The organism is Nesterenkonia sp. AN1, assembly GCF_000582475.1.
GTDB lineage: Bacteria > Actinomycetota > Actinomycetes > Actinomycetales > Micrococcaceae > Nesterenkonia > Nesterenkonia aurantiaca.
The window spans coordinates 1-15,908 of the sequence record NZ_JEMO01000012.1 but is presented as its reverse complement, the minus strand read 5'-3'; the positions used below and the strand labels follow the sequence as shown (position 1 = coordinate 15,908).

16 protein-coding genes are annotated in these 15,908 nt (G+C 66.4%); 8 read left to right on the top strand and 8 right to left on the bottom strand.

Features of this window, described 5'->3' with window-relative positions; genetic code table 11:
• Nucleotides 1-56: 56 nt before the first annotated feature.
• The gene (locus BG28_RS06960; RefSeq protein WP_036475288.1) at nucleotides 57-1,382 is read left to right on the top strand and encodes a DUF4192 family protein; all 1,326 of its coding nucleotides are present in this window, start codon (nucleotides 57-59) and stop codon (nucleotides 1,380-1,382) included.
• Nucleotides 1,383-1,562: 180 nt separating this feature from the next.
• Nucleotides 1,563-3,056 carry an RNA polymerase sigma factor gene (locus BG28_RS06955; protein ID WP_369797206.1) on the top strand — a complete coding sequence of 498 codons (1,494 nt, stop codon included), beginning with the start codon at nucleotides 1,563-1,565 and terminating at the stop codon, nucleotides 3,054-3,056.
• A gap of 130 nt (nucleotides 3,057-3,186) precedes the next feature.
• On the opposite strand, the gene BG28_RS06950 is transcribed toward BG28_RS06955, so the two are convergent.
• Entirely contained in the window at nucleotides 3,187-3,402 is a 216-nt protein-coding gene (locus tag BG28_RS06950; RefSeq protein WP_036475283.1) for a hypothetical protein, read from the bottom strand.
• A 230-nt stretch (nucleotides 3,403-3,632) separates the two neighbouring features.
• On the opposite strand from BG28_RS06950, the gene BG28_RS06945 reads away from it, so the two are divergent.
• Entirely contained in the window at nucleotides 3,633-5,714 is a 2,082-nt protein-coding gene (locus BG28_RS06945) for a type IIA DNA topoisomerase subunit B (protein WP_036475282.1), read from the top strand.
• Nucleotides 5,715-5,960: 246 nt separating this feature from the next.
• On the top strand, nucleotides 5,961-6,875 hold the full coding sequence (locus BG28_RS06940) for a heme o synthase (protein WP_036475280.1): 915 nt from the start codon (nucleotides 5,961-5,963) through the stop codon (nucleotides 6,873-6,875).
• Here the strand turns inward: BG28_RS06940 and BG28_RS06935 are convergent.
• Nucleotides 6,850-7,269, bottom strand: coding sequence for a hypothetical protein (locus BG28_RS06935; RefSeq protein ID WP_036475277.1), 420 nt, complete (start codon nucleotides 7,267-7,269; stop codon nucleotides 6,850-6,852). The genes BG28_RS06940 and BG28_RS06935 overlap by 26 nt on opposite strands.
• Before the next feature lie 300 nt (nucleotides 7,270-7,569).
• On the opposite strand from BG28_RS06935, the gene BG28_RS06930 reads away from it, so the two are divergent.
• Complete coding sequence (locus BG28_RS06930) at nucleotides 7,570-8,136, top strand: GAF domain-containing protein (RefSeq protein WP_051501130.1); 567 nt, start codon at nucleotides 7,570-7,572, stop codon at nucleotides 8,134-8,136.
• A complete protein-coding gene (locus tag BG28_RS14380; protein ID WP_051501129.1) occupies nucleotides 8,133-8,378 on the top strand; it encodes an ANTAR domain-containing protein in 246 nt (81 codons plus the stop codon). The genes BG28_RS06930 and BG28_RS14380 overlap by 4 nt, the downstream gene beginning before the upstream one ends.
• A gap of 1 nt (nucleotide 8,379) precedes the next feature.
• On the opposite strand, the gene BG28_RS06925 is transcribed toward BG28_RS14380, so the two are convergent.
• The gene (locus tag BG28_RS06925; RefSeq protein ID WP_036475276.1) at nucleotides 8,380-9,105 is read right to left on the bottom strand and encodes a YigZ family protein; all 726 of its coding nucleotides are present in this window, start codon (nucleotides 9,103-9,105) and stop codon (nucleotides 8,380-8,382) included.
• 79 nt (nucleotides 9,106-9,184) lie between these two features.
• Nucleotides 9,185-10,111, bottom strand: a complete 927-nt coding sequence (locus BG28_RS06920; RefSeq protein ID WP_051501128.1) for a hypothetical protein — start codon at nucleotides 10,109-10,111, stop codon at nucleotides 9,185-9,187.
• A 476-nt stretch (nucleotides 10,112-10,587) separates the two neighbouring features.
• On the opposite strand from BG28_RS06920, the gene adh reads away from it, so the two are divergent.
• Complete coding sequence (adh, locus tag BG28_RS06915) at nucleotides 10,588-12,111, top strand: aldehyde dehydrogenase (RefSeq protein ID WP_036475274.1); 1,524 nt, start codon at nucleotides 10,588-10,590, stop codon at nucleotides 12,109-12,111.
• Between the two features lie 37 nt (nucleotides 12,112-12,148).
• Nucleotides 12,149-12,538 carry a DUF779 domain-containing protein gene (locus BG28_RS06910; protein WP_036475272.1) on the top strand — a complete coding sequence of 130 codons (390 nt, stop codon included), beginning with the start codon at nucleotides 12,149-12,151 and terminating at the stop codon, nucleotides 12,536-12,538.
• 91 nt (nucleotides 12,539-12,629) lie between these two features.
• Here the strand turns inward: BG28_RS06910 and BG28_RS14375 are convergent, their stop codons facing one another.
• The 4 genes from BG28_RS14375 to BG28_RS06895 all read right to left on the bottom strand — a co-directional run.
• On the bottom strand, nucleotides 12,630-13,412 hold the full coding sequence (locus BG28_RS14375) for a Glu/Leu/Phe/Val dehydrogenase dimerization domain-containing protein (RefSeq protein ID WP_051501127.1): 783 nt from the start codon (nucleotides 13,410-13,412) through the stop codon (nucleotides 12,630-12,632).
• 132 nt (nucleotides 13,413-13,544) lie between these two features.
• The gene (locus BG28_RS14370; RefSeq protein WP_051501126.1) at nucleotides 13,545-13,919 is read right to left on the bottom strand and encodes a hypothetical protein; all 375 of its coding nucleotides are present in this window, start codon (nucleotides 13,917-13,919) and stop codon (nucleotides 13,545-13,547) included.
• A gap of 87 nt (nucleotides 13,920-14,006) precedes the next feature.
• Entirely contained in the window at nucleotides 14,007-14,954 is a 948-nt protein-coding gene (locus BG28_RS06900) for a sugar ABC transporter permease (protein WP_084479537.1), read from the bottom strand.
• Between the two features lies 1 nt (nucleotide 14,955).
• On the bottom strand, nucleotides 14,956-15,908 hold a 953-nt coding region (locus BG28_RS06895), incomplete at its 5' end, for an ABC transporter permease subunit (RefSeq protein ID WP_036475269.1).

The window sequence follows — 15,908 nt, the reverse complement described above, 5'->3', positions numbered from 1 at the left end:
TCCACAGTCAACCCCGGCAGCGCCCGGGCACCCGGGACTTCAAGCACGCTGGCTCCATGGACGCACACCCGCACGCACGGCATCCGCTTCCCGGCCCAGCCCAGAGCACCTATGCCTCGGACCCTCCTCCAGGACCGCTCGACATCGCGAACCCTGCAGACTGCCTCGCCCTGGTGCGGCACACCTTCGGGGGGCTGCCGCAGGAATCACTCATCGTCATAGGGCTGCTCGACGGCTGCACCGGCGGTCACATGCGGATCGACCTGCAGCCGGCGCTGCAGGAGCCGTTCACCTGCGCCCGGCTGATCGCGGACTGCCTGGCCGGGGAGGGGTCCTCCCCGGCACCCGAGGCGGCCATGTTGATGCTGATCGGTGACGAGGCTCCTTCGCAGACCCAGGACGAGGCCTGGCGATGCTGCCTGGAGGCGCTGCGGATCGTGCTCGAGGCCGAGTACTGCGTGCGAATCGTCCAGACCTGGTTCCTCGCCGCCGACCACGTCCGCGACCCGCTCTGCGCCGACCCAGCCTGCTGCGGGCTGCCGGGCCGTGGCATCGGCGAGCTCCGGATCCCCACCCTGGGAGGCCTCCCGAACGGGCTCCCCGGCCGCGAGCCTGCGCCGCTGGAGAAGGCAGCCGCCACATTTCTTCAGCGAGCCCCGGTCGCGGACACGAGGGTCGAGGCGCTCCTCGCCGACCTGCGCACGGGCAACGCCGCACATCCGCTGCCCGAGCCGCGGCAGCTGCGACATCGGCTCCAAGCCTGGGACCTCGCGCTGGCTCGGGCTGCCGCCGCACCGCAGCAGGGGCGCTGCATCGATGCCGAGGCCCCGCGCAGCGAGGATCAGACAGCCACTCCCGAGGAGCCCCTCGCTCAGGCTCAGAACCTCATCAAGCTCCTGGAGCAGCTCCACACCGGGTTCGAGCGGGATCTGCTGATTCCTCTGGCCACCTTGGGGCTTGATCACGCCATGGCCGGGCTGCGCCACCGGGAGGGCCACCTGGTGTCCCCACCTGAACGGGCGGAGGCGGCGATGCTGCAGCGCTATGCGGCGTCGTTCCTCGGCGAGACCCGGTCACGGCCCGACTGGCAACGAGTCGACGGGCTTGAAGCCGTGCTCAACGCTCTGGTGCCCTACGCCCGAGGCGTCGAACGCGAGCACCTTCTCTGCCTCATGGCGTGGATCGAATGGGCCAGAGGCCGAGGCACCGCCGCCGGATCCTTCATCGACCGCTGCTTGAGCGAGTTCCCGGACAACGAGCTCAGCCGGATCATCGAGCGGCTGATGCAGCTCAAAGGCGTGTGCCTCTGGGCCCGGACCAAGCAGCACAGCTGGTCCTGGACCAGGACCACCGGCAGGACCACCGGGCCGAGCCCCGACTAGCCCGGAAAATCTCTCAGATTGGGAATGCGGGCGGAACACGCTATGTTGTCAACCATTGAGACCCTGCAACCATCGTAGGATCCCACCCACCCGAGGGGCTGTTGACAGCTCCTCAGAGGAGTGCGGTTCCTATTATGGCCTTGACAGGGTCATAGGTGTGTTGACCGACAAGTTCATCGCATCTGCACCATATGTCTAAGTCGGAAGGTCACCGTGCCCACTACTGCGTCCAAGTCCACCGAAGAGAACGCGGCCGCTGCAGAGGCTGAGAAGAAGACGCCCGCCAAGAAGAGCACTGCAGCTCGCAGCACCGCCGCCAAGTCCACTGCGGCGAAAAAGAGCCCTGCCTCCTCAGCCGCGAAGTCGAGCGCCAAGGCGCCGGCCGCGAAGTCGAGCGCCGCCAAGTCCACCACCGCGAAGTCCACCGCGGCCAAGACCAGCGCCGCGAAGTCCGCTGCGGAGACGAAGAGCGCCGCCGCGTCCCCGGCCAAGGCTCCCGCCAAGAAGACCGGGGGCCGCAAGCGTGCCGCAGATCCGGTGGACGAGGTCCTGGCCGAGGCGGACGCCGAAGAGAAGGCAGCGCCCACCGCCGCCCTGGAGAAGGCCGTCGCGAAGGCCGTGGCCGACGGGGAAGACCCGGAAGCCATCACCGAGGCCTCGGTCAAGGCCAAGGAGGGTGAGGAGGAGGAATCCAAGGGTCGCGGCTTCGTCATTTCCAACGCCGATGAGGACGACGCCCCCGCGATTCAGGTGGTCTCCGCCGGTGCCACCGCAGACCCGGTCAAGGACTACCTCAAGCAGATCGGCAAGGTCGCCCTCCTGAACGCCGAGCAGGAGGTGGACCTCGCGCTGCGCATCGAGGCCGGACTCTTCGCCGAGCACAAGCTGAACAAGCAGAAGATCACCGACCGTCGGCTCCGGCGCGATCTCGAACTCGTGGTCGCCGATGGCAAGCGCGCCAAGAACCACCTGCTGGAAGCGAACCTCCGTCTGGTGGTCTCGTTGGCCAAGCGGTACACCGGCCGCGGCATGCTCTTCCTGGACCTGATCCAGGAAGGCAACCTCGGACTGATCCGCGCGGTCGAGAAGTTCGACTACACCAAGGGCTTCAAGTTCTCGACCTACGCCACCTGGTGGATCCGCCAGGCGATCACCCGCGCCATGGCGGACCAGGCACGCACCATCCGCATCCCGGTGCACATGGTGGAGGTCATCAACAAGCTTGCCCGGGTCCAGCGGCAGATGCTCCAGGATCTGGGCCGCGAGCCCACTCCGGAGGAGCTGGCACAGGAACTCGACATGACCCCGGAGAAGGTCGTCGAAGTCCAGAAGTACGGCCGCGAGCCGATCTCGCTGCATACCCCGCTGGGTGAGGACGGTGACTCCGAGTTCGGCGACCTCATCGAAGACTCCGAAGCCGTGGTGCCCTCCGACGCAGTGAGCTTCACCCTGCTCCAGGAACAGCTCCACTCGGTCCTGGACACGCTCGCCGAGCGCGAAGCCGGCGTGGTCGCGATGCGCTTCGGCCTCACCGACGGGCAGCCGAAGACCCTCGATGAGATCGGCAAGGTCTACGGCGTCACGCGCGAGCGGATCCGGCAGATAGAGTCCAAGACCATGTCAAAGCTGCGCCACCCGAGCCGCTCGCAGGTCCTGCGCGACTACCTCGACTGAGTATCAGCTCCGCTGGCGCTCAGCTCCACTGGAGCTGAGCCCGGCGAGTTCCCGCGGAACCTCAGCGGAGACAGAAGAAGGGTGCGGACCGGATTTCTCCGGTCCGCACCCTTCTTCGTCTGGTGCTGCGCTACTTCGCGGTCGCGAGGCGATCCGACTCGTCGATCCACTCGACGGTCTTGGGGCGCAGCGAGTTCTCGACCTGCCGGCCGTGGTGATTGCAGAAGAGCAGAACACCGGATGTGAGCGCTGCTCGCACATACGCCTGCGCTCCACAGCGGTCGCAACGGTCAAGGGCAGTCAAGGTAGTGGGCTGGTTTTCCACGGTGCCAGTTGTGCCGGTCATGCTCTTCGCCTCCTCAGGTCAATGCTCCAGAGGTCCTGCAGCCGGGAAGGCCTGACTCAGGATCTCTTGGTGTTCCATAGAACCACGGACTCGGCCGTTTCATTCGCAGCGGCAGCCATAAACCGCCGTGCTTTCGCTGTGCGCGTACCGACTGCGGCGCTTCTGCGGAGCCCACGGTCCGCCTCGCACTACGATGGCAATGATTCCCCACCACCACAGGAGGACACTGCGTGGCCAAGCGCTCGGAGTATGACGCCCGGCATCTGTCGGTGCTCGAAGGTCTCGAAGCTGTTCGCAAGCGTCCCGGAATGTACATCGGTTCCACGGACTCTCGCGGGCTCATGCACTGCCTCTGGGAGATCATCGACAACTCCGTGGACGAGGCACTGGCCGGCCACGCCTCCACCATCACCATCACCCTGCACCGGGATGATTCCGTAGAGGTCAGCGACGACGGACGCGGGATCCCGGTGGACATCGAGCCCCGCACCGGACTCTCCGGCCTGGAAGTGGTCTTCACCAAGCTTCACGCCGGCGGGAAGTTCGGCGGCGGCTCCTATAACGCCGTGGGAGGGCTCCACGGCGTGGGCGCCTCAGTGGTCAACGCGCTCTCGGCCCGACTCGACGCCCAGGTCACCCGGGGCGGGAAGGTCCATCAGCTCTCCTTCCGCCGCGGCGAACCCGGCGTCTTCTCCGGCTCCCGGCCCGACCCCGATGCGACGTTCACTCCGGCCCTGGACGGCTCGCCGCTCGACATCATCGGCAAGGCGAAGCGGGGGGTCACCGGAACGACGATCCGCTACTGGTCTGATCGACAGATCTTCACCTCCGACGCCGGTTTCAACGACATCGAGATCGCCAACCGTGCCCGACAGACCGCGTTCCTGGTCCCGGGGCTGCGCATCACCGTGCGCGACGAGCGCGGCCCGGAGCCCCTGGAGGAGGTCTTCCAGTACGACGGCGGCATCAGCGAGTTCGCCGAGCACCTTTCTGCGGACACCTCGGTCACCGATATCTGGCGCATCCAGGGCCACGGGAAGTTCACCGAACGCATCCCGGTGCTCGCGGCAGACGGACGCAGCCACATGGAGGACGTGGAGCGCGACTGCGAGGTGGACATCGCGCTGCGCTGGGGGATCGGCTACGAGACCACCGTGCGCAGCTTCGTGAACATCATCGCCACGCCCAAGGGCGGCACCCACCTGACCGGCTTCGAACAGGCCCTGCTGAAGTCCCTGCGCAAGACTGTGGAGTCCAACGCGCGCAAGCTCAAGGCGGGAAGCGACAAGCTTGAAAAGGATGACGTGCTGGCCGGACTCACCGCAGTGGTCACCGTGCGCATCGCCGAGCCCCAGTTCGAGGGGCAGACCAAGGAGATCCTGGGCACACCCGCGGCCCGCCAGATCGTCTCCAAAGTGGTCAGCAAGGAGCTCGAGACCCGGCTGAGCTCCACCAAGCGGGGGGACAAGCAGCAAGCGACCGCGGTGCTGGAGAAGGTCGTCGCAGAGATGAAGTCACGCATCTCCGCCCGGATGCACAAGGAGACCCAGCGGCGCAAGAACGCGCTGGAGACCTCCTCCATGCCGGCCAAGCTGGTGGAGTGCCGCTCGAAGGGCGTGGCCGAGACCGAGTTGTTCATCGTCGAGGGCGACTCCGCGCTGGGCACCGCGAAGCTCGCCCGCTCTTCGGACTTCCAGGCGCTGCTGCCGATCCGCGGAAAGATCCTCAACGTCCAGAAGGCCTCGGTTGCGGACATGCTCTCCAACACCGAGTGTGCCGCTCTGCTGCAGGTCATCGGTGCCGGCTCCGGTCGATCCTTCGACCTCGACGCCGCCCGCTACGGCAAGGTGGTGCTGATGACCGATGCCGACGTCGACGGCGCCCACATCCGCACCCTGCTGCTGACCCTGTTCTTCCGCTACATGCGCCCACTGATCGAGGCTGGCCGCGTCTTCGCCGCCGTGCCTCCGCTGCACCGGGTGGAGATCATCCACCTGGGCCGCAGGGCGAACGAGGTCAAGTACACCTACTCCGAGGGGGAGCTGAATCAGCTCCTGGCCCAGCTGGAGCAGGACGGGTTGAACTATAAGGAGCCGATACAGCGATACAAGGGTCTGGGCGAGATGGATGCCGATCAGCTCTCCGAGACGACCATGGACCCGCAGCACCGGGCGCTGCGCCGGATCAGGGTGCAGGACGCCGAAGCCGCCGAACGGGTCTTCGACCTCCTCATGGGTTCGGTGGTCGCGCCCCGCAAGGAGTTCATCATCGAGGGATCCCAGGCGCTGGACCGCGACCGGATCGACGCCTGAGCCGACGCGGGACTACCAAGACCGGCCGACCCAGGCGCGCGCCGATCGACACCGCGCCATTTCTACGAGCTGTAGAAACAATTCGGCGCACAGGCCGGTCGGCTCTGCCGAGGCCATGCGCGACCGGTACACTGAACGACGACGACGAGTGCACCTCGACCCCCTGTGAGCTGAGACGTGACCCAACAGACTTCTGTCGCCCCGACCGGCGATTCCGCATCCCGAGCAGCTTCCGCTGCCCCCGGTGTGGAGGCCGCGACGCCTCGATGGCGACGCAAGATGGCCGCATACTGGTCTCTGACCAAGCCGCGCGTCATCGAGCTGCTCCTGGTCACCACGTTGCCCACCATGTTCTTCGCGCAGCGGGGTGTGCCCGACTTCTGGCTGGCACTGGCCACGCTGGTCGGTGGGGCCATGGCCGCTGGTTCCGCGGGGGCCTTCAACTGCTATATCGATCGCGATATGGACAAGCTGATGAACCGGACCAAGAAGCGTCCGCTGGTCACTGGGGAGCTCAGTCCCCGTGAGGCGCTGATCTTCGCCTCGGTGCTGGGTGCCGCCGCCATCGCGGTCCTCTGGTTCGGAACCAACCCGCTGGCCGCAGGTCTCGGCGCGGCCGCCATCTTCTTCTACGTTGTGGTCTACACGATCATCCTCAAACGCCGCACCGAGCAGAACATCATCTGGGGCGGCATCGCGGGGTGCTTCCCGGTGGTGATCGCCTGGGCCGCGGTGCGCGAGACGCTGGAATGGCCCGCGGTGGTGCTGTTCGTGATCATCTTCCTATGGACCCCGCCGCACTACTGGCCGTTGTCGATGAAGTACCGGACCGACTACCAGACGGCGCACGTGCCGATGCTCGGCGCCGTCGCCACGGCGCGCACCGTGTCAGTCCAGGTGGTGCTCTACGCCTGGGCCACCGTGATGTGCTCGTTGCTGTTGATCCCCATGGGATGGGCCGGCATCACCTACACGGCGTTCGCCCTGGCCTCGGGCGCATGGTTCATCTACGAGGCCCATGCGCTGCACCGGCAGGCGGAGGACGGCACCCTCACGGACAAGAAGGCCATGAAGGTCTTCCATCTCTCGATCCTCTACCTCACCCTGCTGTTCATCGGGCTCTGGATCGATCCGTTCATCGGGACTCCCCTGATGGGCTGATGCTCGCAGCTCCGGAGGACTCCTGGTCCCGACGCCAGGCGCTGATGCTCCCGGGCAGCAGGATGCCTGCGGCTTGGTCCTGATCCAGGACCAGCAACGGTCGGGTGGTGTCCAATACCGGGCTGACCAGCAGCTCACGGATCGGGGTGCTGCGCTGCAGTGCCTGATCGCTCGTCCGGACCAGAGCTGCGCAGCGGCGCTTGGACCAGCCCTTTGGCTGCCGCTGCCGCAAGGACTCGATGTCCGCGCGGGTGATGAGCCCGATGGCTCGGTACGAAAGGTTCAACACCACCACCGGGTCGGACTCTTCGAGAACCTGCGCCGCGTCGGCCAGAGACCTTGTGCCGAGAATGGTGGCACCCAGGGGTGCCATGATGTCTTCGATGGCGGTCATGCCCACAGTCCTCTCGGGGTTGTGGCGTGCCCTGTCTGACCCCGACGCGACCGGCGTGTGGAGAGCGTTCGATGCGGAAGCCGCGAAGTCTTGCGGCGCGCCTAGCAGTGGGCGGATCATATCTGCTCCTATGAGTGATGAGCTGAGCCCACTGCTGAACTCGTTTCCCAGTCTAACCACTGACCTCCCCGCCGGGAACCCGTGGAGAAAGAGCTCTGGACAGAGCGGACGACGCTGAAGGATTCAAGTAAACTTGTGGCGTCGCTGAGGGCGGCGCATACGTTCCGAGCGGAGATAACTATGAGCACAGAGTCAAAGCTGAGCGATCACATCCTGGAGACCGACACCCAGACTGTGGATGACGCCGTCCTGGATGCCATCGACACCGATGCCGCGGGTCTCGACGCCTCCGCGGACCTGCAGGTTCTGCTCGAACAGGACACCGACATCTCCAGCTTCCTGCAGGGTCTGGCCCAGGTCTCAGCCGAGCGGTTCAGCGGAACCCAGCCGGTGCTGTGCAGCATCATCCTCGACCGATCCAAGCGCAACGTCGTGGTCGCCGCCAGCAGTCCGGAGGCGGCACGGCTGGATGAGGTCCAGGCAGGCTTCGATGAGGGACCCTGCCTGGAGGCCCAGCGCACCAACACCGTGATCAGCGTGTCCGATGTGCGCTCTGAGCGACGCTGGCCCGGGTATATGGCCGCGGTGCGGGAGTTCGGCATGCGCAGCGTGCTTGCGCTGCCGCTGACCCTGCAGTCCGAGTCCGCCGCCGCGATGAACCTCTACACCAGCACGCCGGAGCCTTCGGCCCGGCCGAGATCGAGGCGGCCCGCCGCTACGCGGAGCTCGCCTCCAAGGTCGGCGTGATCGCACTGCGACTGGCGGCCTACTCCGAGAACGTCGAGCACCTTCGCGCCGCCATGGAGTCACGCACCGCGATCGACATCGCCATCGGCGTGGTCATGGCGCAGAACCGCTGTACTCAGGAGGAGGCCTTCGCGATCCTGCGCAAGGCCTCGAGCCACCGCAACGTCAAGCTGCGCACGCTCGCCGAAGAGCTGGTGGCCAAGGTGGGACGCCAGTCCGCCTCGACGGTCTTCGACACCTGAGTCACCGGTCCACCCAGCGCTGACCCGCTGGCGTCGGAATCACCGTTCCGGCACTGAGCGCGGCGATCCTGCGATGCAGCTCCTGGGTCTGCACCTCGGTGTCTGGCACCGAGAGTCGGATCTGGGCCTGCGCACCGTCGCTGCTGTACTCGGTCGCGGTCACCTCCACCCCGGTGGCGCGGAGCTCATTCTCCCAGCGGCCTGCCTCAACGATGGGTGCCTCAACGTCGAAGACCCGCATGGAGGTCCGGCTCCGGAGCTGACCCTGTTCCCGGGCGCGGTGCAGCGCGCCGGTCACCGAATCTGAGTAGGCGCTCACCAATCCACCTGGACCGAGCAGCGTCCCACCGAACCAGCGCAGCACCACGGCCACGACATCACTGAGGTCGGCTGCTCCGCCGGGCATCTCGGTCTTCTGCAGCGCCGCCAAGATCGGGGCTCCCGCGGTGCCGGATGGCTCGCCGTCGTCGTGGGACCGCTGGAGCTGCCGCTCCGGCCCGATGACCCAGGCGCTGCAGTGGTGCCGCGCGTCGGGGTGGGCCCGGCGCAGCTTCTCGACCCAGGACTGCGCCTCGGCTTCGTGCTCGACGCGGCGCAGGAGGGTGCGGAACCGTGAGCGTCGACGCTCGATCTCATGGGTGATCTCCGCGCCGGAGCTCAAGACGGTATAGGGCCGGGCGAGCTGCGGGAGATCTGTCCCGGTGGGACCGGCAGAGAATGCGGACATGACTGAGCAGTCTACGATGCCGCTCGCCGAGTCGCCGGCTCACCGGCAGGGGCAGGGGTGGCGCGGAGTGGGCTGGAGCCTACGGCGTGCTGCGTGCCACCAGGACCGCCCGGCGCGGCGAGTATGCCGGCATCACGCGCAGCGCGGTGCGCACGGCGTCCTGGTCTTCGGCGGCCTCGGTGAGCTGCAGATAACGCCACAGATCCTCGGCGGAGCCGTCTGAGAGGACCGCCTCACGCAGCAGCGCCGAGAGTTCCCGGCGCACCCTCAAGACTCCCGGAGCCTCGCTGCCCGGCAGCAGCTGACCGCGATAGAGGTCCAGGGCACCCTGCCGGTCACCCGCGGTGAGAGCAGTATGGGCGTCTCGGGCGTCCACCCGCAACGGGGCGCTGAGCCGGTAGGGGCGCGAGAGCAGGTCGATGCTGGGGGAGTGGTGCTCTGCCAGCAGGCGGCGCAGCCGGACCAGCTCGGCGCGGACCGTCACCTCATGGTCGGCCTCGCCATAGAGCAGCACGGCCAGTTCCTCCGCGGTGAGCCCTCGCTCCGATCCGGGCTCCGAGTGCCACCCCAGCAGGAACAGGATCTCCGCGTGCCGCAGACCGAGCGGCTGATGCGCATCGAAGGTGCCCAGCACGGCCGGCCCGGCCCCGAGTGTGGTCAGTGTGGCCTGCGCCGGAACGGCAGGGTGCAGCCTGAGCTCCGCCTCCGCCGCGGATACCGCGGCGAGCAGCAGCGGCAGCGAATGGACTGCCACGGCCTGGGCATCTCCGGTCAGATCCACCACGCCCAGCAGCGCTCCGGTGGAAGGGTCGCGCACCGGCACCGCCGAACAGGAGAAGCGGTGTGCGGTGTAGGAGAAATGCTGCTCTCGGTGCACCTGTGCGCCGCGTCCTGTGGCCAGGGCGAGGCCCGGGGCCGAGGTGCCGATGGCCCGCTCAGACCAGTTCGCCCCCGGCTGGAAGGCCGAGCGCTCCGCCTGGCGCAGCGTCTCGCGCGCGCCCTCCACCCAGAGGAGCCGCCCCGCCGCATCACCGATAGCACGATGAGTCCAGCCTCGGCGGCCGGCTCGATCAGCAGGCGCTGCAGCACGGGCAGCACCAGCCGCAGCGGGTGGTTCCTCCGGTACTCCCGCAGCTGGAGCTCGTCGAGCTCGATGGGCGGCAGCGCGCTGATCGGGTCTCGCACGCCCCCGGCGGAACGCAGCCAGGACTCGCGCAGCGCGTGGGGCAGCGCGGCCCAGGTCTTCGGCTCGGTGGAGAACGCCTCCATGACACTCCTTCGACGCTTTGCGGTGCCCGGGAGCTGCGTAAGACTGCAGCGCACCACAACTGCGTGTGTGCTTGCTCACAGTCTAACCATGCAACGGTGCTGCAACCTGAAGAGATCTAAGCTTGTTGCATGTGAGGCAGATCACAGCGCCGGGCGTGGACTCTCGCAATCCGGGAGGATCCTCCGGCGCAAGGCCAAGAGAAGGAGCCCAATATGACCATCTATGCCCAGCCGGGAACCGACGGCGCACTGGTGAGCTACAAGTCCCGCTACGAGAACTACATCGGCGGGGAGTGGGTCGCGCCGGTAGACGGCGAGTACTTCGAGAATCCCTCGCCGGTCACCGGTAAGAGCTTCACCGAGATTCCCCGTTCCAAGGCCGCTGACATCGAACTGGCACTCGACGCCGCCCACCGCGCCGCGCCAGCCTGGGGCAAGACCTCGGTGGCCGAGCGCGCCGTGGTGCTGAACAAGATCGCGGACCGGATCGAGGAGAACCTCGAGATGCTGGCCGTGGCCGAGACCTGGGAGAACGGCAAGCCCGTCCGGGAGACCCTCGCCGCGGACCTGCCCCTGGCGGTGGATCATTTCCGCTACTTCGCCGGAGCGATCCGGGCCCAGGAGGGCGGGATCAGCGAGATCGACGGCGACACGGTGGCCTACCACTTCAACGAGCCGCTCGGCGTGGTGGGACAGATCATCCCGTGGAACTTCCCGATCCTGATGGCGGTGTGGAAGCTCGCGCCGGCGATCTCGGCAGGCAACGCCGTGGTGCTCAAGCCCGCTGAACAGACCCCTGCCTCGATCCTGGTGCTGATGGAGGTCATCGGAGACCTGCTGCCGGCCGGGGTGCTCAACGTGGTCAACGGCTTCGGTGCTGAGGCCGGCGCCCCGCTGGCCTCCAGTCCGCGGATCCGCAAGATCGCCTTCACCGGGGAGACCACCACCGGGCGGCTGATCATGCAGTACGCCTCGCAGAACCTCATTCCGATGACTCTGGAGCTCGGCGGAAAGAGCCCGAACCTCTTCTTCGAAGATGTCGCCCGGGAGGACGACGCCTTCTATGACAAGGCCCTCGAGGGCTTCACGATGTTCGCGCTGAATCAGGGCGAGGTCTGCACCTGTCCCTCACGTGCTCTGATCCAGTCCAGCATCTACGACGAGTTCCTCGAGAAGGCCGTGGCTCGGACCAAGCTGGTCAAGCAGGGCAACCCCCTGGACACCGATACTCAGGTCGGGGCCCAGGCCAGCAATGATCAGCTGGAGAAGATCCTGAGCTACATCGACATCGGCAAGCAGGAGGGCGCTGAGGTGCTCACCGGTGGAAACCGGGTGGACCTCGGTGGAGATCTCGCGGAGGGCTACTACGTGGAGCCGACCATCTTCAAGGGTCAGAACTCGATGCGGATCTTCCAGGAGGAGATCTTCGGTCCGGTCGTCTCGGTCACCGAGTTCAAGGACTACGCCGAGGGCATCGCGATCGCCAACGACACGCTCTACGGTCTGGGCGCCGGAGTCTGGTCCCGCGAGGCGAACATCGCCTATCGCGCCGGTCGGGACATCCAAGCCGGACGGGTCTGGACCAACTGTTACCACCAGTACCCGGCACACGCCGCGTTCGGCGGCTACAAGAACTCCGGGATCGGCCGGGAGAACCACCTGATGATGCTCTCGCACTACCAGCAGACCAAGAACATGCTGGTCAGCTACAGCGAGGACAAGCTCGGGTTCTTCTAGGCTGGATGCCTCGGGCGGAGAGGAGCATGATCAAGGTATGAGCATCTCACGGATCGCGGTCTCCGATGCGGCCGCAGCGCTTCTGGTCCAGCTGCGAGAGAGTCATGGGCAGCCGCTGATGTTTCACCAGTCGGGAGGCTGCTGCGACGGATCGGCGCCGATGTGCTTCACGCAGGGGACCTTCATCACCGGGCCGTCCGACGTGCTGCTGGGTCGGCTGGAGCCCGGGACACCGGAGCCGGTGCCGGTCTGGATCTCGCAGGCGCAGTTCCAGTACTGGTCCCATACTCACATCACCATTGATGTGGCGCCGGGCCGCGGAGCCGGTTTCAGCATCGAAGGTCCGACCGGTCAGCGGTTCATCATCCGCTCCCGGCTGTTCACCGACGAGGAGACCAAGGCGCTGGCGCCGGTGACCACCGGCTGAACGGCGATCCGGGCCTCGGGCTCGATCGGTGACCACCTGCCGCAGCGGCGGGGTCACCGATCGAGCCCGAGCTGTCTTGTTCCGGGCTGACTCAGATGACACCTTGGGCGATCATCGCGTCCGCGACCTGGGTGAACCCTGCGATGTTCGCGCCAGCCACGTAGTCCCCCGGGACCCCGTACTCCTCGGCGGTCCCGGCGCAGCGGGAGTGGATGTTCTCCATGATCTCCGCGAGCCGGGCCTCGGTGTATTCAAAGCTCCAGGAGTCGCGGATCGAGTTCTGCTGCATCTCCAGGGCCGAGGTCGCCACACCCCCGGCGTTGGCTGCCTTGCCGGGTCCGAAGAGCGCCCCCGCTTCGCGGAGCCGATGGATGGCTGCCGGAGTGGTGGGCATGTTCGCGCCCTCGACCACCGCCTTGACCCCGGCCTTGAGCAGGATCCGCGCGTCGTCGTCGTCGAGCTCATTCTGGGTCGCGCAGGGCAGGGCCACGTCGATGTCGTGCTTCTCCGCCACGGCCCAGACCGAGCGGCCCTCGATGAACTCGGCGGAGCCGCGCTGCTCGGCGTACTCGCTGATCCGCCCGCGCTGGACCTGTTTGATCTCACGCATCAGCTCCAGATCGATGCCTTCACGGTCATGCACCGCGCCGGAGGAGTCGGAGGCGCCGACGACGAGCCCGGTGAGTGCGTTCTTGAAGATCTGTTCGAATCCGAGGAACTTCACCGTGCCGAGCATGACCGTGGGATCGAAGCGCAGTCCGCCCTTATACGGGCCCAGAGCGGAGTTGAACTGCACGCGGAAGCCGCGATTGATATGCACCCGACCAGTGTCATCGGTCCACGGGATCCGGAAGATGATCTGCCGCTCCATCATGTGAGTGAGTCCTGTTCCCCCTACGGCAGCACAGTTGCGCAGGACGTTTTTCGAACACCCAGTTGAGGGTGAAGGGCAACAGCGTGGCCAGCGCCAGGCTGGCGATGAGGACCGGTTTGGAGTACTCCCGGATCAGCCAGGGGCGAACCCCGCCGAGCAGAAAAGATCGTCGAGCTGAGCACGAAGCCCGGTGAGCCCCAGCAGTCCCACGTAACCGGCGAGCATCGCCACCATGGCGGGGACCCGCCAGTTGAACTGCACGCGGAAGCCGCGATTGATATGCACCCGACCAGTGTCATCGGTCCACGGGATCCGGAAGATGATCTGCCGCTCCGGCTCACAGATCCGTTCCAGGATCGATTCCTCCACATATTCCGGGAACTTCGTGAGCACCCGCCCCAGCGAGTCGAAGACCTCCTTGACGGCCTGGTGAAACTCATGTTCCCCAGGATTTCGCGCGATGACCTGGTCATACACCGTGGCGATGCGCTGGCTGCTCGGGCTCATGGTCGACTCCTCGATACTCACGCGCCCGGTCCGGACGGCGGAGCCCAGCCTAGTGGACGGCGATGCGCGGCACCTGCGCCGCGGCACTCACTTCACGCTGCCAGCGACCAGTCCCGAGACGATGTAGCGCTGCAGCCCCAGGAACAGGGCCACCGGGATGATCGCGGCGAGGACCGCGCCGGCGGCGAAGATCGACCAGTTCTGTGAGGTCTCCTGGGAGATGAACTGGTAGAGCCCGACGGCCAGCGTCTGCTTCTCCGGATCCCGCAGCAGCACCGAGGCGATGACGAACTCGCTCAGCGTGGCCACCAGGGACAGCAGCGCGACCACGGCGAGGATCGGGGAGACCAGCGGCAGGATGATGGTGAAGAAGATTCGGGCGTGACCGGCCCCGTCGATCCTGGCCGCCTCATCGATGGAGACCGGGATGGTGTTGAAGAAGCCGTACATCAGGTAGGTGTTCACCCCGAGGGCGCCTCCGAGGTAGACCATGATCAGGCCGATCTGGCTGTTGAGTCCGATCGCCGGGAAGATCTCCCCGATCGAGAGCATCAGCAGGAAGATGGCCACCATGGCGAGCAGCTGCGGGAACATCTGCACCAGCAGGATGGTGATCAGACCGAACCGGCGTCCGGTGAACCGCATCCGGGAGAACGCGTAGGCGGCCAGCGCGCCCAGCATCACGCTGCCGGCGGAGGCGCTGAACCCGATGAACAACGTGTTGACGTACCAGGCGGCGAAGGGCTGCCGCGGCAGGTTGAACAGGTCCACGTAGCTGCGCAGGCTCAGATTCCCGAACAGCGTGTTGGCCGTGATCAGCGTCCCACCGGGGTTCAGCGAGGCGGAGAACACGTAGACCAGCGGAAAGGCGGCGAAGATGACCACGGCGATGCCGACCAGGTGACGCCAGCCGGTCTGGGAGAACCAGCGGCGGAAGGGCCGACGACGGGTGGGCGTGCGACGGGAGACCGAGGGGGGCTCGGCTGGGCCTGGGCGGGGTGTGCGGTGCGTCGCGGTGCGCAGTGACTGGGCCATCTCAGTTCAACTCCTCTAGAGCTCGGGTGCGCCGGAAGGCGATCACCGAGATGGTGCCGACGATGAAGAAGATCAGGATTGAGAACGCGCTGGCCAGGCCATAGTCGCTCTGGGATCCCACGAACGCCACCTTGTAGACCATGGAGATCAGGATGTCGGTGGAACCCACATTGATCCCGGCCTCGATGTCTCGGGGACCGCCCCCGGTGAGCATGTACACAAGGTTGAAGTTGTTGAAGTTGAAGGCGAAGGAGGAGATCAGCAGCGGAGCGATCGAGACCAGCAGGAGTGGGAACTTGATCTGCCGGAAGGCCTGGAAGGGTCTGGCCCCGTCCATCTGAGCGGCTTCGGTGAGCTCCTCGGGGATCGACTGAAGCGCTCCGGTGCAGACCAGGAACATGTAGGGGAAGCCCAGCCAGAGATTCACGATCAGGATGCTCAGCTTGGCCAGCCATGGGTCGCTGAGCCAGGGGATCGAGGCCCCGCCGAAGAGCACGTTGTTGATGAACCCGAACTCCTGGTTCATCATCCCGGCCCAGACCAGCGCGGAGAGGAACCCCGGGAAGGCGTAGGGCAGGATCATGACCAGCCGGTAGTACTTACGGGACTTCATCCGAGCATCGTTGAAGACCACGGCCAGGAACAGGCCCATGACGAAGGTGGTTGCCACCGAGAGGAACGCGAACCCGAAGGTCCAGGCCGTGACGTAGAGCAATGGGCCGCGGATGGACTCCTCGGTGACGGCTCGCACGAAGTTCTCCAGCCCCACGTTGACCCGCCAGCCGGGCATCACCTCCGCGCCGTCGGGGGTGACGAACGCGCCCTCCCCGCCGTCGGTGTAGATCTCCCCGCTCGCGGTATTGGTCAAGGTGTCGGCGGACTCGTCGTAGACGAAGCGCGAGGTGTAGACATAGGCCCGCTGCCCGTCCTGGGTGCGCAGCTCCTGGCGGGGGC